Raw genomic sequence first — 26,833 nt, 5'->3', positions numbered from 1 at the left:
GCCCGCGCAGCCTCATTCGCTCTTTTTGTATTCCCACTTCACGCCCTGCGGCGTATCCTTGAGCACGATGCCCTTTGCGCTCAGCTCGTCGCGGATGGCGTCGGCCGTCTTGAAATCCTTCGCCTTGCGCGCCTGCCGGCGTTTTTCGATCAGCACTTCCACCTCGGCATCCAGCGTCCGCTCCTTACGCTCATACAGCAAACCCAGCACATCGCAGAAGGTGCCGAACAGCCCGGCCGCGCCTTTCAGCCAGTCCGCGCCGGCCGTTCCCTCCGCCACGCGGGTGTTGATCTCCTTGACCAGTTCAAACAGCACAGCCAGCGCGTCGGCGGTGTTGAGGTCATCGTCCATCGCCGCGTCGAATTTCTCTTGCCATGCGGAAACGGCGGCGCTGTCCGCCGGGGTCTCGCCCGCCTGCCGCAACGCGTCCTTCAGCGCCTCCCTGCAGCGGTAAAGACGGTCGAGCGCCGCTACGGACTGCTCCATGATTTCGTCGCTGAAATTGATAGGCGTACGGTACTGCGCCGAGAGCATGAGGAACCGGATGGGTTCATAGCCGTATTTGGCCGCCACCTCGCGCACGGTGAAGAAATTTCCCAGCGATTTTGACATCTTACGGTTGTCGATGTTGATATAGCCGTTGTGCATCCAGTAATGCGCGAACGGCGCGTCGTTTGCGCATTCGCTCTGGGCAATCTCGTTTTCATGGTGCGGAAAGATCAGGTCCTGCCCGCCGCAGTGAATGTCAATGGTCTGGCCCAAAAAGTGCCTGGCCATGGCGGAACACTCGATATGCCAGCCCGGCCGCCCCGGGCCCCAGGGCGAATCCCAGCTCGGTTCACCGGGTTTTGCCGCTTTCCAAAGGGCGAAATCCACCGGGTCCTCTTTGCGCTCGCTCACATCCACCCGCGCCCCCGCCTCAAGGTCCTCCAGCGGCTGGTGCGAGAGCTTGCCATATTCCTTGAACGCGTGCGCACGAAAATACACGTCGCCGTCGGACGCATACGCATAGCCCTTCTGCTCCAACGTGCGGATCAGCGCAAGGATATCGGCAATGTTCTCGGTGGCGCGGGGATGAAACGTAGCCTCGCGCACATGCAGGCCCGCTGCGTCTTCCCTGTAGGCGGCGATGTATTTTTCCGCCACCTCCGCCACGGCAACGCCTTCTTCGTTGGCCCGCCGAATCATCTTATCGTCCACGTCGGTGAAGTTCTGCGCGAACAGCACCTTGTATCCGCGGTATTCGAGATACCGCCGCAAAATATCGAACACCACCATCGGGCGCGCGTTGCCCACATGGATATAGTTATAAACCGTGGGGCCGCAGGCATAAATGCGCGCCTCCCCCGGCTTGATCGGTACAAATTCGTCCTTTTCCCTGGTAAGGGTATTATAAATTTTCATGGTCATCGTTTCCCTTCTGCCGTCCGAGCTTTTCCTGCAGCGCATGAATCTGCATATGCAGCTGGCACAGTTCCTGTGAAACGGGGTCCGGCATGTGGATCTGGTCGAGTTCGTTGTCTTCCTCCACCCGCCGCCCACCGATGCGCACCACCCGGGCGGGCACGCCCACGGCGGTGGAATGGGGCGGCACATTGATGAGAACCAGCGCGTTCGCACCCACCTTGCTGTGGTCGCCAATCGTCACCGGGCCGAGCACTTTTGCCCCCGACCCCACCATCACATGGGAACCGAGCGTGGGGTGCCGCTTGCCTTTGTCTTTGCCGGTGCCGCCCAATGTCACGCCCTGATAGAGTGTGCAGTAATCCCCGATCTCCGCCGTTTCCCCGATGACCACGCCCATCCCGTGGTCGATGAACAATCCCTTGCCGATGGTGGCGCCTGGATGAATCTCGATGCCGGTGAAAAAGCGCCCCAGTTGGGAGACCCACCGCGCGAATCCAAAGCATTTGTGCCGGTAAAACCAGTGCGAAATCCGGTAATACAGCACCGCGTGGAAACCCGCATACAGGAAAAACACCTCCGCGTTGGAACGTGCAGCGGGATCGCGCTTCCGTATCGAGTGCAAATCTTCACGAACGCTGCGAAACATCGTCGTTCTCCCTCCGCCTGCAAATTCCCGCCTGCCGTCGGCCTGCGCCGCAATGTCTCCGGCCGGCTATCTTAAAAACAGGCTGTATACACAAAAAACCGCGAACTCCAGCCGCCTCCGTCTTACCCGAAGGCGGCTTACGCCGCGGTTCCACTTCGATTTTTCTCTCCAGACGGCGATAACGGCGCCCTGCCGGACGGCGATACTGGGGCGGTTCTGTCCGCCCGTTCCCGCCGCCTGCTCACGGGGGCATTTCCCCGCCGTTTCCGCAGGGGCGCTCACAGCCGACGGCTCCCCCTCTCTGCCCGGAAAAACGGCGGATACTTTTCCCGATCCACGCATTTCTTCTTTTTGCAGTATAGCAGACTGGTCGAAAATTGCAACTTGTCCGGTTCATTCCGTCCAAACCGGTCAAAACATGCGCCGATACCTGTTTATTATAGCACAAACCCATCCTGGCCGCAATGCCCGTGCCGTCATGCGCTCAGGCGGCGGACCGCACGGCCGGTTCTCCCGCTGTGCCGCGCCGGAAAAACAACCGGGCAAACAGTACCAGCGCGTAGACCGACAGCACCAGCGTCACGACGCCGTCCGACAGGCTGAAAGCCGCCGTCTGCCCGCCGCCCAGCCGCACAAGAAGCGACGGCAGAACAGAAAGCAGCCCAAGCCACGCCGCCAGCAAACCGAACGACAGCAGGCCGCGGCCCTCGCGCCCGTTGGGCACCCCGCCGGCCAGCCGCGCGTGATAATAGAAAAACAGCATAAACGCAACCATCTTGAACAGGTCGAACAGATCGTTGGGCATACTGGTCACCACGGTAAAATGCATCCAGGACACGATGAGATGCACCGTGGCCCACAGCACCGGCAGCAGCGCCACAACCGCATGGGGAGGCTGCCCGCCCAGCAGAAAGGTCTTTGCCTGCAAGCCGAAATACACCGCCGCCGCAAGGGTGAACAGCGCGTCCAGAAACAGGCCGCCGCTGGTGCTGTTGGTCACCAAAGACACAAACAGGCTCAGAGCATCCGCCAGCAGCGCCAGCGCACCCAGCGCGGCCAGTGTGCCCAGCAGCGGGTTCCGGACCGGAAGCGGCGAAAAGACCGCAGCTTTTTTCGGGAGCGCCAGAGGCACCAGCAGCAGCACGGCGCACACGCCTGTCGCCACATTCAGCGCCTGGGCAAGCGCGGTATACCCACCCTTATAAAACCCGGTGGAAGGATCCATGAACGAACGCACCAGCGTGAGCCGCAACGCGAACGTAACGCACAGGCCGACAAGAAAAACGATTGAAAAGATCAGGGGCAGTTTTCTATGCATACATGCACCTCCAAAAAAGCCTTTCCGGGGCAGAAAGACGCCGCCGCGACCGGTAACGGGCCGCGGCGGTCCATGTGTCTTTCTAAGTATAAGCCGTCCGGGTGCAATTTACAAGAGGGGTTCGCGCTCCGCCAGCGGTACATAGGCCTGCATGGTGGAAACGGCTTTGTAGGCCGGACGCATGATGCGGTTGCTGGTCGTCATCTCCTCAATGCGGTGCGCACACCAGCCCGCGATGCGCGCCACTGCAAACAGCGGAGTATACAGCTCGGGCGGCACCCCCAGCACCTTGTACACCATCCCGGAATACAGGTCCACGTTGGCACAAATGTTCTTATCGCTGCCCTTGACCTGTGCGAACACCGCAGGCGCCAGGCGCTCCACGGATTCCAGCAGATGGAATTCTTCCGCATGCTCGGTCTGGTCGGCAAGCTTTTTGGCATATTTTTTCAGGATGACCGCGCGCGGGTCGGAAAGGGTATAGACCGCATGGCCCATGCCATAGATCAGGCCCGCGCCGTCGCCCGCTTCTTTTCTTAATATCTTGGCAAGAAAGTCGGCAATCTCGTCGTCGTCGTTCCAATCCTCGACGCCTTCTTTGATGTAGTCCATCATCTGCATCACCTTGATATTGGCGCCGCCGTGCCGCGGGCCCTTGAGGCTGCCGATGGCGCCGGAAATGGCCGCATAGGTATCCGACCCCGTAGACGACAAGACCCGGCAGGTAAAGCTGGAGTTGTTGCCGCCGCCGTGCTCGGCGTGGAGCATCAGGCAGAGATCGAGCAGCTTCGCTTCCTGGTCGGTGAATTTCTTATCCGAGCGCATGGTGGCCAGAATGCTTTCAGCCGTGGAGTGGCCGGATTCCAGCGGATGGATGAACATGGTCTCGTGATCGAAATGACGCCGCTTGACCTGGTAAGCGTTGACCATGATGGTGGGCATGCGGGCGATCAGCCAGATAGACTGCCGCAGCACGTTTACCACCGTGTTTTCATCCGGGTTCCTGTCATAAGCATACAGCGCCAGCACCGCCTGCCCAAGCTGGTTCATGATATTGGCCGAAGGAGCCTTCATCAATACATCCTCGGTGAAATAGTTGGGCAGCTCCCGGCAATTTGCCAGGATTTTCGTGAAATTTTCCAGCGTGGTGGCATCCGGCAGGTGGCCGAACAGCAACAGCCATATGACTTCCTCAAACCCGAAGCGGTTTTCCGTCTCGCAGCCGGCCACCAGATCCTTGATGCTGATGCCGCGGTAGATCAGGTCGCCCTCCACGGGCACCTTCTCATTGTCGTCGATCATATAGCCGTGCACATTGCAAATCAATGTCAGGCCCGTCAGCACGCCGGTTCCATCTTCGTTGCGCAGGCCGCGTTTGACATGGTAGGTCTCGAACAGCTTTGGATCAATGTGGTTATATTTACGGAATTCGTCGCATAACTTCTTAAAAGATGCTTCGGAAATGCCATGTTCTATATCGGTCTGATTCTGCGAAATCGTTTCCTGCATTGTTCTGCACTCCTTTGTGTAGACGCACGCATGCCGACGATGTAAGCCGCTCAACGCCTGTATTGTTTGGTGTATATACGTTTATTCTACCCTAAAACAAGAGGTTGCGTCAAGAGGACGGGAGCAAAAATGAAAGACTACATTCTCCCCATTGCAGCTTTTACGATTTTTTTATTGATAATTCCCCTCGCTGCGCTGGCTTTGAATACAAACGTGCAATATAATACAGCAAAAAATGCATCTTCGGTCACGCAGGCCCCCCCCGTGCAGCCGGTTCCCGTCTCTGCGGCCGAAACGGACGGCGGCTTCACCGTCTACCACACGCGGACAAAATCGGCAGAAACCCTCTCCGCCGATGATTATGTCCGCGGCGTAGTGGCGGCGGAGATGCCGGCGGAATATCCCGGCGAGGCACTCAAGGCGCAGGCGGCGGCGGCTTTCACCTACGCCGCCGTGCAGCGCGCCTACCACCGGACTCACCCGGCCGCGGCCGCGTCCATTGGCGGAGCGGATGTGTCGGACGACCCCTCGCACTACCAATCGTATATTTCCGAGGAGACCGCACGCAGACGTTTCGGCAGCGACTTCGACTGGCAGTGGGCCAAAATCACCCAGGCGGTGCAGGCCGTGCACGGATTCGCCCTCACCCAGAACGGCCAGCTCATCAACGCGCTCTATTTTTCCTGTTCGGCAGGCAAAACGGAAAGCAGCCACGACATCTGGGGCGACGACGTGCCCTATCTGGTGGAAGTGAGCAGCACCTGGGACAGTGCCGCCCCGGATTACCACAGCACCGTGCGCGTTTCACAGGCCGCGTTCCAAAAAGCAGCCGCGTCGGATGTCTCCGGCGCGGCGTTCGGACCCGACCCTTCCGGGTGGATCGGCATTGTTTCCCACTCAGACGCGGGCGGCGTGCTCACCGTGCGTCTGGGCGGCAAGACGGTGAGCGGGACGAACATCCAATCCCTGTTCGGGCTGCATTCCACCCATTTTGACGTGCAGTTTGCAAACGGGACCTTCACGTTCACTGTGCTGGGTGACGGCCACGGCGTGGGGCTTTCGCAATACGGCGCCTGCGCGCTGGCCAAACAGGGCAAAAGCTGGCAGGATATCGTGAAATACTATTACACCGGCGTCGCCGTCACGCCTTTTCCATGGTAATGCTGTTCAGCGAATGAAATTGGTGTAGATATGCGCTTCCTCGGGCGGCAGCGGCACGGATTTTTTGCCGGCGTCCACCACCTTGAGAAGCCATGCAAACGCCCGCGCGTGTTTGCGGATGGTCTGCATGCCTTCGGGATCTTCCGCAAGCTCCCCCTTATCGGTGCCGTAGCCCACCGTCCAGTACTGTGAAGGCGGGGTGATGGTCTCGCCCAGCGCCAGATAGTTCTGAAGCTGGTGCAGCGTGTCCAGCCCGCCGGTGCGCCGCACCACCGCCACTGCCGAGGCCACCTTGTAGCGGAAATAGCCGGAGCTGGTGTAGAACGCACGGTCGAGGAAGCATTTCATCGCGCCCGCAATGCCGCCGTAATAGGTGGGCGCGCCGAGGATGAATCCGTCGGCCTGCCGCATCTTTTCCACCGTTTCGTTCACCGGGTCATCCTTAAAGACACAGCGGTGCTCCGGAGAGGTTTCACAGTAGCCGCAGGCGATGCAGCCGTGGATGGGCTGGCTGCCCACGTGCACGATATCGGTTTCGATGCTTTCCTTTTTGAGTTCCTCCGCCATGGTGTCCAGCGCCAGGCGGGTGTTCCCCGTCGCGCGGGGGCTCCCGTTGATTAATACTACGCGCATGATGCATGCTCCTTTCCGGCACGCCGTTTCCGTCCGAAACAGCCGGTTTCCTTCGTCCGAGCACAGTATAGCGCTTAAAGTCCACTTGAAGTCAAGCCTTTTTTCAGACTTTTTTCGGCCGCACATGGTATACTGTTTGCAGACACGCGCTCACACCCGTACCAGGAGGAGACAATGGATTTCAGCATCGCGCAGGCGGCAAAGATCACCGGTCTTGCCGCACACACCCTGCGTTATTATGAAAGAGAGGGGCTGCTGCCCCGCCTGCGGCGCGACTCTACCGGAAACCGCCTGTTCGACGAGAACGCCCTGGAAACCCTGCTGTTCATCTGCTGCCTGAAAAAGACCGGCATGTCCATCCAGGCGATCCGTGTGTTCATGGATTCCCGCAAGGACGAAAGCGCCGGTCTGCACGGGCGCGTCGCGATACTGGAGCAGCACAGGCGGGACGTGCTGAAAAGAATCGCCGCGTTCGAGGAAAATCTTGCGACCATAGACGAAAAGCTTTCCTATTATCGGCAGGCCGCCGCCGCGGCCGACAGCGGCGAACCGATCCCACCGTGCGGCCTGTGCGCGCTGCATAAAAAACAGGTCCATCTGGCCGCCGAATCCCGTCAATGATTTCCAGCCGGTTTCCGGCGAGAAAAACGTCTCATTTTGCATAAGCTCCTGCATTTCCGGCCAGAATACTACCGGAGGTGCAAAAAATGAGTAAATTCAAAATGAGACCATCGCGTTTTTCCCAGTTCATGAGCGGTAAGGGCTTCTACATAGCCCTTGCTCTCTGCCTCGTGGCGATTGGTTCCGCCGCATATATCGCTGCCAACGGGACGTTCAAGAACCTGGGCGTCGGCGTCGTTTCGTCATCCGGCGCCGCATCGGCATCGTCCGCCGGTTCGGACGACGCCGCAGGTTGGGACGGCGCGGAACAGACCGTCAACACGGTCAGCGGCGTGACGGGCAGCCGGTCTTCGTCGGGCGCGGACTCCGCGTCGTCTTCGCAGGCCGCGTCTTCCGCCCCGTCGTCCTCCGCTTCTTCCGCCGCTTCTTCCGCCGCCCAGACTGCCGCGCCCAATTATTACGTCATGCCCGTTACCGGCGATGTCATCACCGCCTACAGCCCCAACACCCCGATCTATGACAAAACCATGGACGACTGGCGGGTAAGCGATTGCGTGAACATTGCCGCGGACGAGGGCACACCGGTGAAAGCCTGCGCGGACGGCACGGTGCTCGACGTGAAGGTAGACAGCATGCTCGGGCAGGAGGTCATCATCCAGCACAGCGGCGGCCTGCAGTCCATCTATGCCAACCTGAGCGACCAGGTGGCGGTGAAAAAAGGGCAGCAGGTGCAGGCCGGCACCGTAATCGGCGCGGTGGGCCAGTCCGCACAGAGCGAGATTTCGCTCGTACCGCATCTGCACTTTGCCATGATGAAAAACGGACAGCCGATCGATCCGCTGGTCACCGTTCAGTCCAAATAACGGAAAAACGCTTTTGCGCCGCTTCCCTGTGGTCTGCCGCAGGAAGGCGGCGTTGTTTTTTTGCAAAACTGCCGTTTTTCTCTTTCAACAGGTATGCTATACTGTTTTTGAAAAACGAGAAGGACAGATACCAATGAAGATTCGCAAAGGCCGACCGGCAGAACTGCCGCGGCTGCTGGAACTTGTAGAAGCCGCCATTGCCGATCTGGAAGCGCGGCAGATTCACCAATGGGACGCCGACTACCCCGGACCGGTCCTGGGGGACGATCTCGCGGAGGGCACGCTTTATGTCCAAACGGACAAAGGGCGCATCGTCGGCTGCTTTGTCCTGAACCGGGAACAGGAAGCGGAATGCGATGCACGGAACTGGCGCGACAAAAACGGCAACGCATGGGTGCTCCACCGGCTGTGTGTGCATCCGGCATACCGGCGGCAGGGAATCGCGTCCGGTTTTCTGCGTTTTGCCGAGCAAATCACGGCGGAACAGGGCTGCACGTCCATCCGGCTGGACGTGTTCGCACAAAACGCGGACGCTTGCCGCCTTTATGAACGAAACGGATATGAAAACCGTGGAACCGTCTGTCTGGAGCCCGGCCATTTCCACTGCTTTGCATTTGAAAAAGTGCTGTGCCGTCAACCCTGAACCGTTTGCCGCGCCGCCGCGTTTTGTTTTACAATTCCATGCCCCCGGTGTATAATATTGCAGAATCAATTTGTGGAAACGGCCCGGCGACGCCCGCCGTCGGGCACAGAAACAGGGAGCGGCATGGAAGAACAGGAAACGCTGCGCGGCACCGTGGAATCGGTGGTATTCCGCAACAGGGAAAACGGCTGGACGGTTTTTGAACTGGCCTGCGGCGAGGAACTCTGCACCGTGGTGGGGCATGTGTTCGAGATCGCCGAAGGCGAAACGCTCACCGTCAAGGGCGAATGGGGCAAGCACCCCTCCTACGGCCGGCAATTCAAGGCGGAAACCTTCGAGCGCGAGCTGCCCGCCACCGAGTCCGCCATGCTGCGTTATCTCTCCTCCGGCGCAGTCAAAGGGGTCGGCCCCGCCACCGCCAAACGCATCGTGGACGTGTTCGGCGTGGACACGCTGGACATTCTTGAAAACCACCCCGAACGGCTCACGGAGGTCCGGGGCATCTCCGAAAAAAAGGCGCAGGAGATGAGCGAAGCCTACAAAAGCCAGTTCGGCGTGCGCACCTGCATGCTGTTTCTACAGCAATACAACGTCACGGCAGCGCAGGCTATCCGTGTCTGGAAGCGCTTCGGCGCCAATGCCGTGGACATCATCAAGCGCAACCCCTACGCCCTCTGTGAATCCGGACTGTACATCGGGTTTGAGCGCGCGGACGCCATCGCCATGCAGATGGGCATGGACAAGGGCGACGCCTTTCGCATCCACGCGGGCATCGCGCACATTCTGCGCCACAACCTTTACAGCGGCGGCCACACCTACATCCCGCGGGAAAAACTCGCCGGGCTGGCGCAGGCTCTGCTCGGCATCGACGCAGACACGGCCGCCTCCACCATCGACGATATGGCGGCCGAGGGAGAACTGGAAGACGAGGAGATCGGCGGGCGGCAAGTGCTGTTCCTGCCGGAATCACACCGCGCCGAAAGCTACATCGCCGGGCGGCTGCTGCTCATGCGCGGCATCAGGCTGCCGGAAATGGGCGACTCCGGCACCCGCATCCGCGAAGCGGAGGAACGCATGGGCATCACCTATGCCCGCAAGCAGCGGGAAGCCATCGAGACCGCCTGCCGCAACAGCGTGATGATTCTCACCGGCGGGCCGGGCACCGGCAAAACCACCACCCTCAACGCCATCATCCATGTTTACGAGGGCATGGGGCTGAAAGTGGCGCTGGCCGCGCCCACCGGCCGGGCGGCCAAGCGGATGTCGGAGGTTTCGGGGCGGGAAGCCAAAACCATCCACCGCCTGCTGGAAATGTCGTTTGAAAGCGAGGATACCGCGCGTTTCACCCGCAACGAGAAAAACCCGCTTGACTGCGACACCGTCATCGTGGACGAGCTTTCGATGGTGGATGTGATGCTGCTTGAATCGCTGCTGCGCGCGCTGAAACTAAACTGCCGCCTTGTGATGGTGGGCGACGCCGACCAGTTGCCGCCGGTGGGCCCGGGGAACGCCCTGCGGGATATGATCGACTCCGGCAAGGTGCCCACCGTGGTGCTGGACGAGATTTTCCGTCAGGCCGCCAAAAGCCTCATCGTCACCAACGCCCACCGCATCGTCCGCGGCAAAATGCCCGAACTCGCCCGACGCGACGGCAACTTTTTCTTCATGCCGCGCTACACCGCCGCGCAGGTAAGCACCACCGTAGTGGAACTGATGCACACCCGCCTGCCCGCCGCCTACGGCTATTCCCCGCTGTGGGATATGCAGGTGCTCACACCGGGACGAAAAGGTGAACTGGGCTCCGGCGCGTTCAACAAACTGCTTCAGGACGTGCTCAACCCCGCGGGCGGCGGTAAGGCAGAACGCCCGACGGTGTTCGGGGTGCTACGCGAGGGCGACAAGGTCATGCAGGTGAAAAACAATTACGATCTCGCGTGGCAGCGCGACAACGGCGAGCAGGGCGCGGGCGTCTACAACGGCGACGTGGGCCTGCTTGAACGGATCGACCGCCGCACCGGCACGCTGTGGGTGCGCTTTGACGACCGTCTGGCGGAATACGGCCCCGACCATGCGGAGGAACTGGAACTGGCCTATGCGGTAACGGTGCACAAAAGTCAGGGCAGCGAGTTCAAGGCCGTGGTATTGCCGCTGTTTTCGGGCGCGCCCATGCTGTTCTACCGCAACCTGCTCTATACGGCGGTCACCCGCGCCAAAGAAATCACCATCCTCGTGGGGCGAAAAGAGACCATCGAGCAGATGGTGCAGAACGACCGCCGCTCCAAGCGATACACCGGGCTTTGCGCGTTTTTGCAGGCGGGTGAGGAACCATGAGCCTGCTCGAGCGGGTCGCAGGCGTGCTCTTTCCCGCGCGGTGTGTTTTCTGCGGCGCGGTGGTGCCGCAGGGCACGTTCGCCTGCCCTGCCTGCGCAGGCAAAGCGCCCCGCGTGGAAGAACCTGTCTGCTCCGGCTGCGGGCGCGGCAAGGCCTTTTGTGCCTGCCGCCGAAGCTTTGCTTTTTCGGCCTGCGCGGCGGCTTATTATTATGAAGACGCCGTCAAACGGGGCATTGCCCGGCTGAAATTCCACGGGCATCCGGGTGTGGCGGCGGGCTTTGCCGCCCTCGCGCTCCCGGCGGCGCGGCGCGTCACGGCGGACGCGGCGGTTGATCTGGTTACCGCCGTGCCACTCAGCCGAAAGGGGCTGCGCGCGCGCGGCTACAACCAGTCCACACTGTTTGCCCGCGCGCTGGCCGGGCATTTGACACTTCCCTACGCCGAAACACTGCAAAAGCCGTTCGACACCAAACCCCAGCACACCTGCGGCGGCACGGAGCGCTGGGGCAACGTGTTCGGGGCGTTCGCCGTCTGCACCGATGTGCAGGGCAAGCGCATCCTACTGGCGGACGACATCCTCACCACCGGCGCCACATTGCACGAATGCGCGCGCATTTTAATGCTCGCCGGCGCGGCGGACGTGCGCTGCATCGCCGTCGCCTGCGTGCGGTAAGTGCTGGAAACCGGCACAAAAGGCATTGGAAACCACGCGCAAATGCGCTATAATAAAAAAGGCCGACCTACTACATACCGCGATGGTGCCTGCGGGCAAATGGCCAGAACGGCGGCCGGAGGCCGGCATCGACACAAAGGAACCGCGCGGACGGGGCCTACGGGTCCCGCCGCTCATGATCACAGAGGAGAGAACAATGGCGGGAAGCGACATCGGAATCGATCTGGGTACGGCAACCGTACTCATCAACATAAAAGGCAAAGGGATCGTGTTGCAGGAACCATCCGTGGTAGCGGTGGACAAAACGAACGACCGGGTGGTAGCCACCGGCACACAGGCACAGAAGATGATTGGCCGCACGCCGGCGGACATCGTAGCGGTGCGCCCGCTGCGCGGCGGGGTGATTTCCAATTTCGACCTGACAGGCGAGATGCTGCGCTATTTCATCAAGCGTGTCTGCAATTACCGCCTGTTCAAGCCGCGCATCATGATCTGCGTGCCCAGCATGATCACCGAAGTGGAGGAGCGCGCGGTATACGACGCCGCCATGCAGGCGGGTGCGCGCAAGGTCTATCTGGTGGAGGAGCCCATCGCCGCCGCCATTGGTGCCGGGCTGAACATCACCGAGCCAAACGGCAACATGATCGTCGACATCGGCGGCGGCACCACCGATATTGCGGTCATTTCGCTCAAGGACGCGGCGGTCGCCGCCTCTATCAAAGTGGCGGGCGATGTGTTCAATGAGATGATCGTCAAATTCATCCGCCGCAAATACAACGTACTCATCGGCGAGCGCACGGCAGAAGATGTAAAAATCGCCATCGGCTGCGTAGCGCCGCGCGAAACCAAGGAGCAGATGAACGTAAAAGGCCGCAGCCTGGTCACCGGCTTGCCCAAAATGGTGGAAACCGATTCGGAAGAGATCCGCGAGGTGCTGGAACCGCCGCTGCGCAGTATTCTGGACGCGATCCATTCGGTGCTGGAGCGCACACCGCCCGAACTGGTGGGCGACATCGTCACCAACGGCATCGTACTCACCGGCGGCGGCAGCCTGCTCTACGGGCTGGACAAGCGCATCGAGGCGCACACCGGCATCAGCACCCGCGTGGCAGACGACCCCGTTACCTGTGTAGCGCGCGGCACCGGCCTCGCGCTGGAACATCTGAACATCCTGGAAGATGGACTCATCCATCTTTCGCGCCTGAACCGCGATCGGTGACCGAAGCGCCCACCGCCGCGTACCCTCGCATAAAAAGCGGACCGGAAGCTGCACAGATACTGTGCCCTGCCGGTCCGCTTTTCTGTTCGGCCGCTTACCGCAGGATCATTTCAGATCCGCAAGATCATACGGCGTTTCCTGATAGACATAGTAGTTGAGCCAGTTGGTGTAAAACAAAGCGGCATGTCCGCGCCATTTGACCAGCGGCTTCTTCGACGGGTCGTCGCCCGGAAAATAGTTCGTCGGAACCGCAATGGGCAGGCCCTTTTTCACATCCCGGTCATATTCGCGCGCAAGCGTGTAACGGTCATATTCCAGATGGCCGGTGGCAAAAAACTGGCGCCCGTTTTTATTGGCCACGATGTTCACGCCGGCTTCCGGGGAGTCGGCCAAAATCACCAGCTCGGGCACTTTCTCGATATCCTCCGCGTGGACCTCGCTGTGCCGGGAATGCGGAACATAAAATTCGTCGTCAAACCCGCGCAGAAGCGGATGGTTACGCCGGAGAGGCCGGTGCGGGTAGACACCGAACAGCTTTTGCGGCAAGGGATATTTGGGGACGCCGAAATGGTAATACAGACCCGCCTGCGCACCCCAGCAGATATGCAGGGTGGAGTAGACGTTGGTTTTGGACCAGCGCATGATCTTACAAAGCTCCTGCCAATAGTCCACCTGCTCGAAGGGCATCTGCTCCACCGGCGCACCCGTGATGATCATGCCATCGTATCGCTCTTTCCGTATATCGTCAAACGTTTTATAAAACTCCACCAGATGTTCGCCTGAAACATGCTTGGCTTCATGCGTCGCGGTCTGTAGCAGATCCACCTGCAACTGCAGCGGCGTATTGCTCAGCAACCGCAAAAGCTGTGTTTCGGTCACCACCTTGGTAGGCATCAGATTCAGGATAATCAATTTGATGGGGCGGATATCCTGATGCACGGCGCGGTCTTCGGTCATCAAAAAGATATTCTCTTTTTCCAGCACTCCGATCGCCGGCAAACCGTCCGGCACTTTGATGGGCATGAATGCTTCTCCCCTTTGCGCACCTGAGCATATGTATTTGCAGGATATCCTGCAAATTTGCAGCCATTTGTCTATTACCACTCATTATAACAAACCCATTCCATACCTTCAATATAAAAATACTATGTAATTTTTTGTAAACCGTTTCCGCCATCTCTTGCACTGGTTTTTCACACAAAAAAGCGGGCAACTGCCCGTTGAAAGGACAGCCACCCAGGTTTTTCGCATAATATCGAAAAGCCTTCAAACAGGTTCATCCGCCGCCTGCGCATGCTCCGCGCGCAACGTGACGACGACGATTTCCGGAGGATTGCAGATACGCACACGCAACGGGCTGTCCCCCAGCCCGCGGGAAACCACCAGTTTGGCATCTCCCAGCACATGCAGCCCGGCGTCATATCGGGGAAAAAAATGGTGATAGGGGGAAAGCAGACCGCCCACCCCCGGCACGCGAATCAGACCGCCGTGCATATGACCGGAAAGAACCAAGTCGGCGCCCCAGTCGGCATAGGAATGAAAAAACAACGGCGAATGCGCAAGAAGAATGCCGCAGTGGCTTTCATCGGCCAGGCCCACATGCCGGGCCACTGCATCCGGCGGCAGGCAAGCATAGGGGGCTTTCGCCGCCTGCGGTTTATAGCAGAATCGCGGAAGCGTGATGCCATAAAACAGGATGTGTGCACCGTCACGGAAAAACAGCGCCGCACGGTCGTCCAGCAGGGTCACGCCCGCGTCACGCAGCTCTTTTTCATACTGCGCCAAAAACGGCGCTTCATCCATATGGTCGGCCATATACTGTTCATGATTGCCCCGGATCGCATAAACCGGCACATGGACCGCCAGCGGATGCACAAGTTCCAAAAATGCGGCGCCGCCCTCGTGTTTGCGGTCGAGCATGTCTCCCGTGGCGACCACAAGATCCGGCGATTGTTCCAGCACCGCCTGCAACAGGAGGCTGTTTGCCTTGCCAAAGCGTCGCCCGTGCAGGTCGGACAAATGGATGATACGAAATCCGTCAAACGCAGCGGGCAAGCAGCTCAAACGGATTTCCAAAGATGTAACTGTAAGCAAAAAAGCACCCCCGTGCCGTCGGTTCAGAACCCCTTTGTGCCGCGCGGGTCCAAACATCCTGCATTTTTCACCATGATCTCGTTTACCGGCGCCGCATCTCGGTGCACGCGTCCCCCGGGCTTCTTGCGTTCAGAATAGCATACAGTTTTTGCAAAATCATGAACAGCCCGCCTGTTGGCATGATATGAAGCTGTCCCACCCGCTATACCATTTGTCCCCAAAACGCGACCGATCAAAGGCAACGCCCGCCCAAACGGGCGGGCGTGAAACGCGGCATATGGATCACATGGTCTGCGGTGCGGTGATCTTCAGCATATCCAACACATATTTGAGTACGTCGCGTACGCACAGGCAGAGGTTCAGCCGAGCCTGCATCAGCGGCTCGTCCTCCCCACGTACATAATGCGCATTGTAGAACTTATGGAACTTGGTGGCCAGGTCGAGCACATAACGGGTGATACGTGCCGGATCGTAGGCTTTCGCGGCCTCGTCGATCTCGTTTGGCAGGAGCCCAAGATGCCGGATCAATTCCCGCTCCTCGCTGGCGGAAAGCAGGCCGAATTCCTCCGGCGTGCAGGCGCGCGGGTGAATATTTTCCGCCGCCAGGTTCTTGAGGATGCTCCAGATACGCGCGTGGGCGTATTGGACATAATAGACCGGGTTCTGCGAGGATTGTTCCACCGCAAGGTCCAGATCAAAATCCAGATGGCTGTTGGCTTCACGCAGGTTAAAGAAGAAACGCGCCGCGTCCACCGGCACTTCCTCCAACAGGTCGTCCAGCGAGATGGCCTTGCCGGTGCGCTTGGACATACGCACCACTTCCCCGCCGCGCATGAGCCGCACCAGTTGGGTGAGCACCACATCAAGCTTGTCACCGCCGACGCCGATGGCGTCCATTGCGCCTTTCAGACGCGCCACATGGCCGTGATGATCCGCGCCCCAGACATCCACCACTTTGGCAAACCCGCGCTTTTCAAACTTGTTGCGGTGGTAGGCGATATCCGCCGCGAAATAGGTCGGAATACCGTTGGCACGCACCAGCACCTCGTCCTTTTCCGCACCAAAACGGGTGGCCGCATACCACAGCGCGCCGTCCTTTTCGTAAGCTGCGCCCCGCTCCTTGAGCAGCGCGATGACGTCGGCCAGCTCACCGTCCTCGTGCAGCACGCTCTCACGGAACCACACATCGTACTCAATGCGATACTTGAGCAGATCGTCGTGCAGCTTCTTTACGTTGCGCTCGATGCCGAACGCCGCCAGTACCTTGCGGCGTTCATCCTCCGGCGCGTCCAGATATTGCTTGCCGTACTGCGCTGCAAACTCTTTCGCGCGCTCACGAACGTCGTCGCCGTGGTAACCATCCTCCGGGAAAGGCACCGCGTCTTCACCCCTGAATATCTGGAAATAACGCGCCTCCAGTGAAACGGCGAATTTGGCGATCTGGTTGCCCGCGTCGTTGACATAGAATTCCCGCGTCACATCATAGCCGGCGTGCTCCAGCACCGCTGCCAGGCAGTCGCCCAGTGCGCCGCCGCGCGCATTGCCCATATGCATGGGTCCGGTGGGGTTGGCCGACACATATTCAACCATGATCTTTTTACCGCCGCCCTGCGCGGTGTGGGTATACCCTTCCCCCTCGGTCTGCACGGCGTTCAGAATGGCCGTATACCATGCCGGCGCGAGGAAAAAATTCAGGAATCCCGGTCCCGCCACCTCGGCGTGCGTGAAATAGGTGCCCTTTAGGCACAGTTCTCCCAAAACAGCTTCGGCGATCTTGCGCGGTGGCATTTTGAGCGCACGGGCGCTCACCATGGCCACATTGGCGGAAAAATCACCGTGGGCGCGGTCGGCCGGCACTTCCACCCCGAACGGCGGCAGCGGCTCGGCCGGCAGCTTCCCGCTCGCCACCAGGCGCCCCATTGCCTGCATCACAACATGGCGGATCTCATCAGTTGCTGTATACATCAGGTTCTGCATGCCCGTTTGCCTCCTTGACACTGATCCGCACTTCGTTGCGGCTGACCAGATTGGAATTGACGTCCAGCATATAGTGGAACTCCAGCTCGCCGCCGAGCTCCCCCAGATCACTGTGGATCTGGCAGCCGGAAATACCGACCATCATCTGTCCCAAGCCCGTGTTGTATTGGCAGAGATGGCGTTTGCCGTGTTCAAGGATCAACCGGGACGCGGCAGGGCCGCTGCGGGTGAGCGTGACCGAGCGCTCGCCCTCCACTTTCACCGTGGTAGTCACTCCGGCAAAGCCCGTGGCCTCGCTCTCCAGATACCGGATATAATATTTGCCGTCACGCCTGTAATAACGCCCGGCTGTCACCAGTTCGATCACGTCCGGCACACCTTCTTCCGAAATGACCGTACCGGTGATGCTGATGAGCACATCCTTTTGCATGGTTTCCTCCGTCAATATTTCTCAATATTGGTCTTTTCCACATACCCCGCCAGCGAGTGTTCCAGCAGTACGCCCGCCAGCCGGGTGAAATCTTCAGAATAGTCGCTAACATAAAAATTCTGCCTGCCGGGTTCTTCCCTGTCGGTGAGCAGGCCGCGCTCATCCATTGCCACCGCAGCCCGCACGGCCATTTCACAGCCGGAGTCCACCAGTTCTACCTGCCCGCCCATAATCTTCGCGATGAGCGAACGCAGAATGGGATAATGCGTGCAGCCGAGGATGACGGTATCCACGCCCTGCCCGATGAATGAATCCAAATACTCATGCGCTGCCAGTTCGGCCAACTGGTCGCCCGCCGCGAAGTGACCGTTTTCCACCAGCGGCACGAACAGAGGGCAAGCCCGACTGCGCACTCCCGCATCGGGAAGATACCGGTGGATCGCCTGTTCATACGCACCGCTGCGCACCGTGGCGCTGGTACCCAAAACGAGGATTTCCCCGCCCCTGGTCGTGCGCACAGCCGCCTCCACAGCCGGCTCCACCACGCCGAAAACCGGCACGCCCGCCTGCGCGCACACCTCTTCAAATGCGACCGAACTGACCGTATTGCAGGCGATCAGGATCGCTTTGACATCGAAGCCACGAAGGAAGCGCACGATCTGCTCGGAATATTTGACGATGGTGTCATTCCCTTTGGTGCCATAGGGCACGCGGCCAGTATCTCCGAAATAGATCAGGTCCTCATGCGGGAGAGTACGCTCCAGCGCCCGAATCACCGTCAAACCGCCCAGCCCTGAATCAAAAACGCCGATAGGCCGATTATCCAAAACAGTCTCTCACCCTTCCATCGCCAGCCGCAGCAGGGTTTCCAACAGTTCGCCATAAGAGATGCCACCGGCTTCGAACAGTTTGGGGTACATGCTGATGGACGTAAACCCGGGGATGGTATTCGGCTCGTTGAGGAGCACCGTCCCGTCTTCCAAGGCAAAGAAGTCCATGCGCGTCAGACCCCGGCAGCCCAAAAGCCGAAACACGCGCATTGCGGTCTGACGTACGCGTTCGGATACATCTTTCGGCAGACTCGCCGGGATAACCAGTTCCGTGCGGCCGGCCAGATATTTGGCGTTATAATCATAAAATTCGTTGCAGGGTTTGATTTCTCCGCAGCAGGACACGACCGGTTCCTCATTGCCCAGCACGGCGCACTCAATTTCTCTGCCGTTCACGGCCTCTTCAAACACCAGCTTACGGTCATGCGTCGCAGCGGTTTCGATGGCCTTGTAGAGTGTTTCACGGTCGGCCGCTTTGCTAATCCCCACCGAAGAGCCCGCATTCGCGGGTTTTACAAACAACGGGTAGCCCAGATGCGCTTCCAGGCGTTCCACAACCGCTTTGCCGTTGTCTTTCAGATCGGAGACCCGCACCGTTTCCCATTTGGCCTGCGGGATCTGGTACGTATCGCACAGCGCTTTGGTGATCGCTTTGTCCATACAGACTGCGGAAGCCGTTACACCGCAGCCGACAAACGGAATGCGCGCCAGGGTCAGCAGCCCCTGCACCGTGCCGTCCTCGCCGTTCAGACCATGGAGCACCGGGAACACGACGTCCAGACGGATGGTTTCGATCCGACCATCCGGTGAAAGCGCCACGATCCCATGCACGCGCGAATCGGGCGCGATGAACGCCGGCCGGTTGGACGGGTCGCTTTCCCAGCCGGAACCGGCCAGTTTTTCAACATCGCCTTCAAACAGCCGCCATTCGCCGTCGCGCGTGATGCCGATCATTACTACATCAAACCGATCACGCGGAATATTGGCAATGACCGAAGTGGCCGAAACAAGAGAAACTGCATGCTCCGAGGACATGCCGCCAAACAGGACGGCTACACGCGGTTTTTTCAAAATGCTCATCTCCGCATAACAATATTCAAATCAAATCGTTCATTCTAAAGGAAACGCCGCCGAAGATTTTGTCCGGCAGCCGGAACCCCCGTCGTATTATATTACCACATTTTCGGCGGCTTTACAACGTCGATTACCACAATATGGAATTTTGTTACCGTTTCGTAAAGCAATAAGGCTTTTGCCATGCGGACCGGCTGAAACGCTTGCGGTTTTGTCTCAAATATGCTATCATGGATTCTGCTTTTCGATAAGCCGCTGTGGTGGAACCGGTAGACACAAGGGACTTAAAATCCCTCGATGGCAACATCGTACGAGTTCAAGTCTCGTCAGCGGCACCAGTTTTGCTTTGTGCCTGCGTCTGTACCGCGCATCTTTTGGGGCCAGACCTGCCGAGCGCACGTAATCCGAACCCTTTTCCTGTTGGAAAGGGGCTCGGATTACGTGCGCTTTTGCCATTTCTTTCGTCCATTGCAAACCATCGGCACACCCACGCCGCTTTGCTTTGAAAATCCAATTTTATCTATTCCGTGCCGGTTTTGTCTTCAACCGGATACCCATCCGGGTTTTTGGACTGCCAGTTCCACAAATCACGGCACATATCGTCGATTCCTTTCGTCGTCTTCCAGCCCAGTTCGCGCAGGGCCTTGGACGGGTCGGCGTAGTTTTCCGCCACGTCGCCCGCCCGCCGGGGCGCAAACACATAGGGAATCGTTTTGCCGCACGCTTTTTCAAACGCTGCAATGACCTGCAGGACGCTATATCCAACACCGGTGCCGAGATTATAGATATGCACGCCAGGTTCCGATGCCTTTTTCAGCGCACAGACATGTCCTTTCGCCAGATCCACCACATGGATATAGTCTCGGACTCCGGTGCCGTCCGGCGTGGGATAGTCATTTCCAAACACTTTCAATTCTTTTAGTTTACCGGTGGCCACCTGTGCGATATACGGCGTAAGATTGTTGGGAATGCCCTTGGGGTATTCGCCGATGAGCCCGCTCTCATGCGCGCCGATGGGATTGAAATACCGCAGCAGAACCACGCTGAAGCGATTATCCGCCACAAAAACATCCCGCAGTATTTCTTCCGTCATCAGTTTGGTGCGTCCATAAGGGCTGGTGGCGGATAAGGGGAAATCCTCTTTTACAGGCACCGTTTCCGGCACGCCGTACACCGTGGCGGACGAGCTGAAAATGATACTGTGCACGCCCGCTTCGCGCATGGCTTTGCAAAGCGTCACCACGCCGCCGATGTTGTTGTCATAATACTCCAGAGGCTTCTGTACGGATTCGCCCACAGCCTTGAGCGCCGCAAAATGGATCACCACATCAACGGCATGCCTGGCAAAAATGGTTTTCAGAAGCGCACCGTCCCGCACGTCCCCTTTGCAAAACGTCAGACTGCGGCCCGTGATCTTTTCCACGCGGCGCAGGGCAGTCACAGCGCTATTGTAGAGATTGTCCAGCACGATGACTTCGTGCCCGCCCTGCAACAGTTCAACACAGGTATGGCTGCCGATGAAGCCCGCGCCTCCGGTCACCAATATACGCATGTCACGGTTCCTCCTTCTATGGTCGGATCAATGGTTGTCCGCCTGCCCGGCTGCGGATGCAAGAAAACGCGCATGCGCCTGCCGCAGTTCTTCCGCTTTTTCCTCGGGACAAGTCGGGTTACAGTGCGCCCATGCGCCGGTTTCGCTGGAAGCGTTGAACTTCTGCTTTTTTTCCGAGCGCATCGGCGGGAAAAATTCGATATGAAAATGGTAATACGCACTGGTATTGCCGGAATTGACCGGCGCGTTGTGCATGCACATCATATATGGAAACTTATAGCCAAACAGGCTGTCGAGCGTTCCGGTGGTTTCTTTCAGCATAGCCGCCAGCGCGTCACGCTCCTCACCCGTGAAATCCGCGATGGCGCCGATGTGGCGTTTGCTGTAGACATACACGCCATATGGATACTCCGTATAAAACGGCAGCAAGCAGACAAAATGGTCGTTTTGAAAAATGACGCGCTTTTGAAAATCCTGCTCTGCTTTCAGGCTGTCACAGAACAGGCAGCGGTCATTTTCGTTGTAGTAGGCTTCGCTCGCCTCCAGCTCCAACCGCAGTTTTTTGGGAATGACCGAGTACCCGTAGATTTGCCCGTGCGGATGCGGCATGGTCACACCCACCACATCGCCGCGGTTTTCAAAAATGAAAACATATTTGATCTTCTCATCCCGGCGCAGCGCGTCATACCGCTCCGCCCAGAGGTCCACCAGTTTGCGGATATGCGGCACCGGCAGTTCCGGCAGCGTGATGGTGTGCTCCGGCGAATACAGGATGACTTCACACTTGCCGTAGGCCGGGCGCACCTTAAAGAAATCGGTGGCGACATCATCCGGCTCCGGCGGCGTCTGCGAAAGCGCAGGAAAATCGTTGTCGTATTTTAGAACGTCGTAATGATCGGGTACTTTTCCGGAACCCGGGCAAAACGGGCACCAGTCCTTCGGCATTTGCGGGCGGTTCTGACGGGATGACGCGATCATCACCCAGTCGCGGATAAACGGATGCCAGCGAAGTTCAGCCATAATAATCCCCCAAATCGGCAGTTGTTTGTTGAAGCGGCCGTCCCATGCAAGGGCAGTCGGGTGAATTTTTTATAAGACGCGGGTCGCTCCCGTCGGCCGCACCAGCAACCGGTAGCACGCGCGCGCCCCAAACACGCGGTTCATTTCCAAAGCATACGCATCCACCAGCGCATTCGGCACAAACGCCTGGATCGTACCGGCAAATCCGCCGCCGTGCACACGCCATGCGCCTTTTCCGTCCAGCAGTTTTTCCGAAAGGGCAAGCGCCAGCGGCAAGCCCTGTTGCCTGGGTTCCTGGATGGAGTAAGCGTTTTGCAGACACTGGAAAGACGAGCGTCCCGACTTTGCCACCAAATCCAAAAACGATGCAAAATTCTGTGTCCGCAGGGCGTCCACCTCTTTCAAAACACGCTGGTCGTCGCCGAAGAAGTGAACGGCGCGCAAAGCGGCGCGGTCGCCCAATTTTTTACGGATCTCCGGCAGCCGGTCGTAAAAATCGCGCTCTGCGCATTCCCGCAGGACGGTGTGACCCAGCAGCGCAGCCACCGCTTTCATTTCAGACTGGATGGAGGCATAATCATCGTTGAGATCGGCATGGTTTCCTGCCGTGTCCACAATACAAAGCGTGTAACCGCTTTGCCGGAAATCAACGTCCACTTTTTCAATCACCGGATTTTCCGGGTCGGCAAAATCAATGCAGATCAGGCCGCCGACGGCGCAGGCGGTCTGATCCATCAGCCCGCAGGGCTTTCCGAAAAACTCGCGCTCGGCATATTGGCCCACTTTTGCCATGGTGACGGCGTCAATCGTTCCCTCATTGTACAGATGGCTGAGCAGGTTCGAGCACATGACCTCAAAAGCCGCGGAAGAAGACAGGCCGCTTCCTTTCAGCACGCTGGAAGTCGTGTAGGCTTTCAGCCCGCCCACCGCATATCCCAATGCTTTGGCCCTGGCGGTCACCCCGCGTATCAGCGCTTTGGACGTGTACTGTTCGTCTGCGGATGGGGAAAGGGCCCCCGTGTCCACTTCATCCAGTGCGAAGCCTTCCGACAGGATGCGAATCGTTGGCGCATCCGTTTTTCCGGCGACCGCGATGATATCCAGGTCGACCGCGCATGCCAACACGCGTCCATGGTTATGGTCGGTGTGGTTGCCCCCTACCTCACTGCGCCCCGGCACGCTCAAAATCTGCACATCGCCGTCGCCGAATTGGTTAACGAATGACGTGATGGCTTTGTCGTAGCGCGCGCGCTGCGCCGTAACGGCATCGGCTCCGTACAAGGTAATGAATGTGTTATCCAGCGCGCCGGATCGGATCTTTTCCGCTGCTTCGGATGTATGCATGTAAATTCCTCCTCGCTCTGTTTGGTTGTTTGCTGAAATGATTATCGTAAGCTAAAGCGATAGACCGTCGTCTGGTGATACTCCCGGCCTTTCGACAAAAACGGAGACGGATAAGGCGGAATTTCCAACAACCCGGGAAAATACTGGCTTTCCAAACAGAACGCGGAGCGCCTGCCGTACCACGCACCGTCTTTCCCCTGGTGACGCGGAATGAAATTTCCGGTGTAAAACTGCACGCCCGGCAATGTGGTAGACACACGGAGCACAATGCCGGAGGATTCATCGCAGGCGAACGCCATTTCCTTTAAGCGCCCGTCATATCCGCGCACGATCCAGTTGTGGTCGTATCCGCCGGCCTGACGCAACTGCGGGAAATCATCCTCGATATGCGCCCCGATGGCAACCGGGGCACGCAGGTCCATGGGGGTATTCTCCACCGGCAGGACCGCACCGGTCGGGATGCTCGCAGCGTCGGTCTCCGTATAGGAATCGGCGTCGATACGGATGCTCTCCCCGTGAATGCTGGCGCCGCTGTCATGTCCCGCCAGATTGAAATACATATGATTGGTAAGATTGCAGACCGTGTCCCGGTCGCAAACGGCGTGGTAATCGATGGACAGCTCTCCATCGTCCGACAGATCGTAGATCACGGTAACGGACAGGTTGCCGGGATACCCATCTTCTCCATCCGGACATTCGGCGTGCAGCACCAGCGTGGAATCGGAAATCTGCCGTGCCTCCCAAAGGTGACGGTTCAAGCCGTTTTTGCCCCCATGTAAATGATTGGGACCGTCGTTCCGCGTCAACTGATAGTTTTGGCCATCCACCCGGAGCCGCCCTCCGGCGATACGATTGGCGCATCGCCCAATGAGCGCCCCGAAATAGCAGGAACCGGCTTCATAGGCTTCCACCGTATCGTAGCCCAGCACGACATCCCGGATTGCGCCCGTTTTATCCGGCACCTTGCAGGAACGCACGGTTCCGCCATAGTCCAGAATTTCCACACACATGCCGGAAACGTTCCGCAGCAAAAAGCACCGGACTTCCCGCCCGTCTTTGGTCGTGCCGAATCGTTTTGGTTCGGGCATCTTCTCACCCTCTCATGGTTTGGTATGCGCGATCGGGAGACGGCAGACATATTCCGGGGTGATGCGGATATCGCGCAGCATGCAGGCCACACCGTTTTCAAATGCCGGCTTTTTCTCAAGAAACACCTTGTCGGTGTCTTTCAGGGGTTCGATGCGCAGGTGCAACGAGCGGCCCTCCAATGTGCTGAAACGCTTCAGCCCGACCACCCAGCCCGTGCCTGTATAAAACCAGTCGGCCGCCACGGCGCCGTCGATAAACAGCTTGGCGCGGTCGCCCGCAAAGCGGATGGTCAGAAAGTCGTCGTCCACTGCCGCGCCGCACGACCGCTTGACCGACAGGGTGTATTCCATTGCTCCGTCCGCCGTTTTTTCGGCAGCCTGAACGGACACAAACGGGGAACACATCGCATCCGGAAAATGCAGAACGCCGCCCGCAAAATCTCCATATGTGCCGGCCGCCTGGAATACGGCAGATGCCTTTTCCGGAAAAGCCGGATAGGAAAACAAGTCGGTCCGCTGACGGGTACTGCTCAGAACCAGGCGGTCGTTTTCCTGCCGGACAGCAGCGTCCGTAAGAATGAGGTATTGTTCCCCCCGCTCCCCCACTTTCCACGCGCGGTAAGCGTCGGCCCGGCGGATAACCAACAGGCGGACGGATATGCCGTCGACCCCCGTGAGTTCAAGCGCCTTCGCAAACGCTTCCGGAACCACGCGCAGTCCCAAAATATCTTTCTCCGTGAAACACATCCCGCCGCCAACGGAATCCGGCCGCACCGTTTCGGCGCGGAACCGGAAAATGGCGGGGGTATCTTCGTCGGCGAAAAACACAAAGGTGGTCTGGCCGCTGTTGCGTATTCGGCAGAGCGGCTGTGCGGTCGCCGATGCAAGCGTGATCCCGTCCAGATCCATCTCAAATGGATAGAACACATATCTTCCATCCGGAAGAGCGATGTGCTCAAACGCATAGGTGCCATTGGCCGTGTTTACCGTGATATTGACATCCTGCTTCTCCGCCATATGGCGGCGGCGCTGGTAATTGCTCAAAAACAGGAACCCACCTTTGGCGCCATACCGCGCGCAATAACGCAGGCTGTCCATATCTTCGGCATCTGCCGCGTTATCTTCCGGCAGGCAGCAGGAAGACAAGGCCATTTCTTCACCAAAATCCTGTAAAAACAGGTGGTACGCCTTTAAACGGCTATAGGATTCGTGGAGTTGGCCGTACTCCCCGATGGGCGCCTGAAAATCATAGGAATACTCGGGAACATCATTAAGATAGCCTGTTGCGCGCGACTCCTGCAATGTGGAAAATTTGCCCGCCGGGTTGGTCCCGCCGTGGTACATATAATATCCCAGCAGGTTGGCGCCGGAGCCCAGAAAAGCGTGCACAAGCGCCCCGGTGTCATCCGCGCTGACGATGGGCCTGCGGTGATGGGTCGGTTCCAGCCCGCCGCCCAGCTCCGCCGTCAGATAGGGATATCGGCTGATGTCGTATGCGTATTCGCCGCTCATCCCGTCGGAAAGATCCGTTCCGATATCCGTTTCTCGGTGGATGGGGGTGAACAGATATTCCCGCGCGGCTTTCCGTTCGTCGGTATGCTGATCCCAGGGGGCCTCCGCGTATCCGCCAAGAACAGGCAGGGTTTCATCCTCCACCACCACACCGTTGCCCCAGCCGGTGCTCGTATAGAACGGTGTGACAAATCCAATCTCCACTGCCATCTGCTTGAGCGTTTTGATATGCGCGATGCCCGGCTCACCCTGCAATCCACCGCAATGTCCGTATTCATTTTCTATCTGAACACCGACAATCGGTCCGCCCTCGGCGAAAAACAGGCCTTTGACCTGCTCGTAGATCTGCGCGTAAAACCGTTTGACATGTGCCAGATATTGCGGGTTGCTTTCCCGCAGTGGAACACCCGCATGCACCAGCCAGTCGGGGAAGCCGCCGTTGCGGCATTCCCCGTGGGACCACGGACCAATGCGCAGCAGGACGCGCAGGCCGGTTTTTTGGCAGAGCCGGACAAACTTGTTCAGATCTTTACTGCCCGACCATTCAAAAACGTTCTGTTCCTCCTCGTGATGGATCCAGATCACATAACTGGCGACGACCTGGATACCGCCGGCGCGTATTTTTTGCAGGGATTCTTCCCAATACGCCGCGGGATATCTGGAAAAATGGAACTCACCCATGATAGGAAAAACCGGGCGGCCGTTTCGCGTAAAATAGCGGCTGTTCACGGCAAGAGATTCCTGCCCGTTGCTGCCTCCGAAAGCGCCCAGCGAAACCGGGCTTTCTGTTTGGATATGCGATAAATCCATATATTTCTGTATCATATATCAATCCTCCAAAGGCCTCCGACCGGGCTAAACATGCTGTCGTACAGCCGGATGCCCCG

The 26,833-nt window shown here is 58.6% G+C and carries 23 protein-coding genes and 1 tRNA gene; 8 read left to right on the top strand and 16 right to left on the bottom strand.

Annotated features, from left to right (window positions below; all coding sequences use genetic code 11):
* Positions 1–12 precede the first annotated feature (12 nt).
* The 4 genes from cysS to ETHHA_RS03945 all read right to left on the bottom strand — a co-directional run bounded on the left by cysS (position 13) and on the right by ETHHA_RS03945 (position 4,880).
* Positions 13–1,404 (bottom strand): cysteine--tRNA ligase, encoded by a 1,392-nt coding sequence (gene cysS / locus ETHHA_RS03960; protein WP_041687136.1) that lies wholly within the window; start codon positions 1,402–1,404, stop codon positions 13–15.
* Positions 1,391–2,053 (bottom strand): serine O-acetyltransferase EpsC, encoded by a 663-nt coding sequence (gene epsC / locus ETHHA_RS03955; RefSeq protein ID WP_013484716.1) that lies wholly within the window; start codon positions 2,051–2,053, stop codon positions 1,391–1,393. The genes cysS and epsC overlap by 14 nt, the downstream gene beginning before the upstream one ends.
* A gap of 484 nt (positions 2,054–2,537) precedes the next feature.
* Positions 2,538–3,371, bottom strand: a complete 834-nt coding sequence (locus ETHHA_RS03950; RefSeq protein ID WP_013484715.1) for a hypothetical protein — start codon at positions 3,369–3,371, stop codon at positions 2,538–2,540.
* 108 nt (positions 3,372–3,479) lie between these two features.
* A complete protein-coding gene (locus ETHHA_RS03945) occupies positions 3,480–4,880 on the bottom strand; it encodes a citrate/2-methylcitrate synthase (RefSeq protein WP_013484714.1) in 1,401 nt (466 codons plus the stop codon).
* 129 nt (positions 4,881–5,009) lie between these two features.
* On the opposite strand from ETHHA_RS03945, the gene spoIID reads away from it, so the two are divergent.
* The gene (spoIID, locus tag ETHHA_RS03940) at positions 5,010–6,041 is read left to right on the top strand and encodes a stage II sporulation protein D (RefSeq protein WP_013484713.1); all 1,032 of its coding nucleotides are present in this window, start codon (positions 5,010–5,012) and stop codon (positions 6,039–6,041) included.
* A 6-nt stretch (positions 6,042–6,047) separates the two neighbouring features.
* On the opposite strand, the gene ETHHA_RS03935 is transcribed toward spoIID, so the two are convergent.
* Positions 6,048–6,674, bottom strand: coding sequence for a flavodoxin family protein (locus ETHHA_RS03935; protein WP_013484712.1), 627 nt, complete (start codon positions 6,672–6,674; stop codon positions 6,048–6,050).
* A gap of 174 nt (positions 6,675–6,848) precedes the next feature.
* On the opposite strand from ETHHA_RS03935, the gene ETHHA_RS03930 reads away from it, so the two are divergent.
* From ETHHA_RS03930 to mreB, 6 genes are all read left to right on the top strand, one after another.
* Positions 6,849–7,295: a MerR family transcriptional regulator gene (locus ETHHA_RS03930; protein ID WP_013484711.1), complete on the top strand. Its 447-nt coding sequence runs from the start codon at positions 6,849–6,851 to the stop codon at positions 7,293–7,295.
* Positions 7,296–7,381: 86 nt separating this feature from the next.
* The gene (locus ETHHA_RS14390) at positions 7,382–8,158 is read left to right on the top strand and encodes a M23 family metallopeptidase (RefSeq protein ID WP_013484710.1); all 777 of its coding nucleotides are present in this window, start codon (positions 7,382–7,384) and stop codon (positions 8,156–8,158) included.
* 133 nt (positions 8,159–8,291) lie between these two features.
* Complete coding sequence (locus ETHHA_RS03920; RefSeq protein ID WP_013484709.1) at positions 8,292–8,801, top strand: GNAT family N-acetyltransferase; 510 nt, start codon at positions 8,292–8,294, stop codon at positions 8,799–8,801.
* A 123-nt stretch (positions 8,802–8,924) separates the two neighbouring features.
* The gene (gene recD2 / locus ETHHA_RS03915; RefSeq protein ID WP_013484708.1) at positions 8,925–11,132 is read left to right on the top strand and encodes an SF1B family DNA helicase RecD2; all 2,208 of its coding nucleotides are present in this window, start codon (positions 8,925–8,927) and stop codon (positions 11,130–11,132) included.
* Positions 11,129–11,806, top strand: coding sequence for a ComF family protein (locus ETHHA_RS03910; RefSeq protein WP_013484707.1), 678 nt, complete (start codon positions 11,129–11,131; stop codon positions 11,804–11,806). The genes recD2 and ETHHA_RS03910 overlap by 4 nt, the downstream gene beginning before the upstream one ends.
* Before the next feature lie 196 nt (positions 11,807–12,002).
* Positions 12,003–13,025, top strand: coding sequence for a rod shape-determining protein (gene mreB, locus ETHHA_RS03905; RefSeq protein ID WP_013484706.1), 1,023 nt, complete (start codon positions 12,003–12,005; stop codon positions 13,023–13,025).
* Positions 13,026–13,130: 105 nt separating this feature from the next.
* On the opposite strand, the gene metA is transcribed toward mreB, so the two are convergent.
* The 6 genes from metA to ETHHA_RS03875 form a co-directional block, all read right to left on the bottom strand.
* A complete protein-coding gene (gene metA / locus ETHHA_RS03900; protein ID WP_013484705.1) occupies positions 13,131–14,048 on the bottom strand; it encodes a homoserine O-acetyltransferase MetA in 918 nt (305 codons plus the stop codon).
* 243 nt (positions 14,049–14,291) lie between these two features.
* On the bottom strand, positions 14,292–15,119 hold the full coding sequence (locus ETHHA_RS03895) for a metallophosphoesterase (protein WP_159033351.1): 828 nt from the start codon (positions 15,117–15,119) through the stop codon (positions 14,292–14,294).
* Positions 15,120–15,401: 282 nt separating this feature from the next.
* Positions 15,402–17,096, bottom strand: coding sequence for an arginine--tRNA ligase (gene argS, locus ETHHA_RS03890; protein WP_013484703.1), 1,695 nt, complete (start codon positions 17,094–17,096; stop codon positions 15,402–15,404).
* A complete protein-coding gene (locus ETHHA_RS03885) occupies positions 17,068–17,526 on the bottom strand; it encodes a YwiB family protein (protein ID WP_013484702.1) in 459 nt (152 codons plus the stop codon). The genes argS and ETHHA_RS03885 overlap by 29 nt, the downstream gene beginning before the upstream one ends.
* A gap of 11 nt (positions 17,527–17,537) precedes the next feature.
* Positions 17,538–18,353 (bottom strand): glutamate racemase, encoded by an 816-nt coding sequence (gene murI, locus ETHHA_RS03880; protein WP_013484701.1) that lies wholly within the window; start codon positions 18,351–18,353, stop codon positions 17,538–17,540.
* 9 nt (positions 18,354–18,362) lie between these two features.
* Positions 18,363–19,427 (bottom strand): D-alanine--D-alanine ligase family protein, encoded by a 1,065-nt coding sequence (locus ETHHA_RS03875; protein WP_013484700.1) that lies wholly within the window; start codon positions 19,425–19,427, stop codon positions 18,363–18,365.
* A gap of 254 nt (positions 19,428–19,681) precedes the next feature.
* Here ETHHA_RS03875 and ETHHA_RS03870 point away from each other — a divergent pair.
* A tRNA-Leu gene (locus ETHHA_RS03870) sits at positions 19,682–19,768 on the top strand.
* Positions 19,769–19,950: 182 nt separating this feature from the next.
* Here the strand turns inward: ETHHA_RS03870 and galE are convergent.
* From galE to ETHHA_RS14385, 5 genes are all read right to left on the bottom strand, one after another.
* A complete protein-coding gene (gene galE / locus ETHHA_RS03865) occupies positions 19,951–20,982 on the bottom strand; it encodes a UDP-glucose 4-epimerase GalE (protein WP_013484699.1) in 1,032 nt (343 codons plus the stop codon).
* A 27-nt stretch (positions 20,983–21,009) separates the two neighbouring features.
* On the bottom strand, positions 21,010–22,002 hold the full coding sequence (gene galT / locus ETHHA_RS03860) for a galactose-1-phosphate uridylyltransferase (RefSeq protein ID WP_013484698.1): 993 nt from the start codon (positions 22,000–22,002) through the stop codon (positions 21,010–21,012).
* A 69-nt stretch (positions 22,003–22,071) separates the two neighbouring features.
* Positions 22,072–23,346, bottom strand: coding sequence for a galactokinase (locus tag ETHHA_RS03855; RefSeq protein WP_013484697.1), 1,275 nt, complete (start codon positions 23,344–23,346; stop codon positions 22,072–22,074).
* Positions 23,347–23,387: 41 nt separating this feature from the next.
* Complete coding sequence (locus tag ETHHA_RS03850) at positions 23,388–24,434, bottom strand: aldose epimerase family protein (RefSeq protein ID WP_013484696.1); 1,047 nt, start codon at positions 24,432–24,434, stop codon at positions 23,388–23,390.
* 12 nt (positions 24,435–24,446) lie between these two features.
* Positions 24,447–26,771, bottom strand: coding sequence for a beta-galactosidase (locus ETHHA_RS14385; protein ID WP_013484695.1), 2,325 nt, complete (start codon positions 26,769–26,771; stop codon positions 24,447–24,449).
* Between the last annotated feature and the right edge of the window lie 62 nt (positions 26,772–26,833).

The organism is Ethanoligenens harbinense YUAN-3 (genome assembly GCF_000178115.2).
GTDB classification, from domain to species: Bacteria; Bacillota; Clostridia; order Oscillospirales; family Ethanoligenentaceae; genus Ethanoligenens; species Ethanoligenens harbinense.
This window is presented reverse-complemented; position numbering and strand designations above follow the sequence as displayed.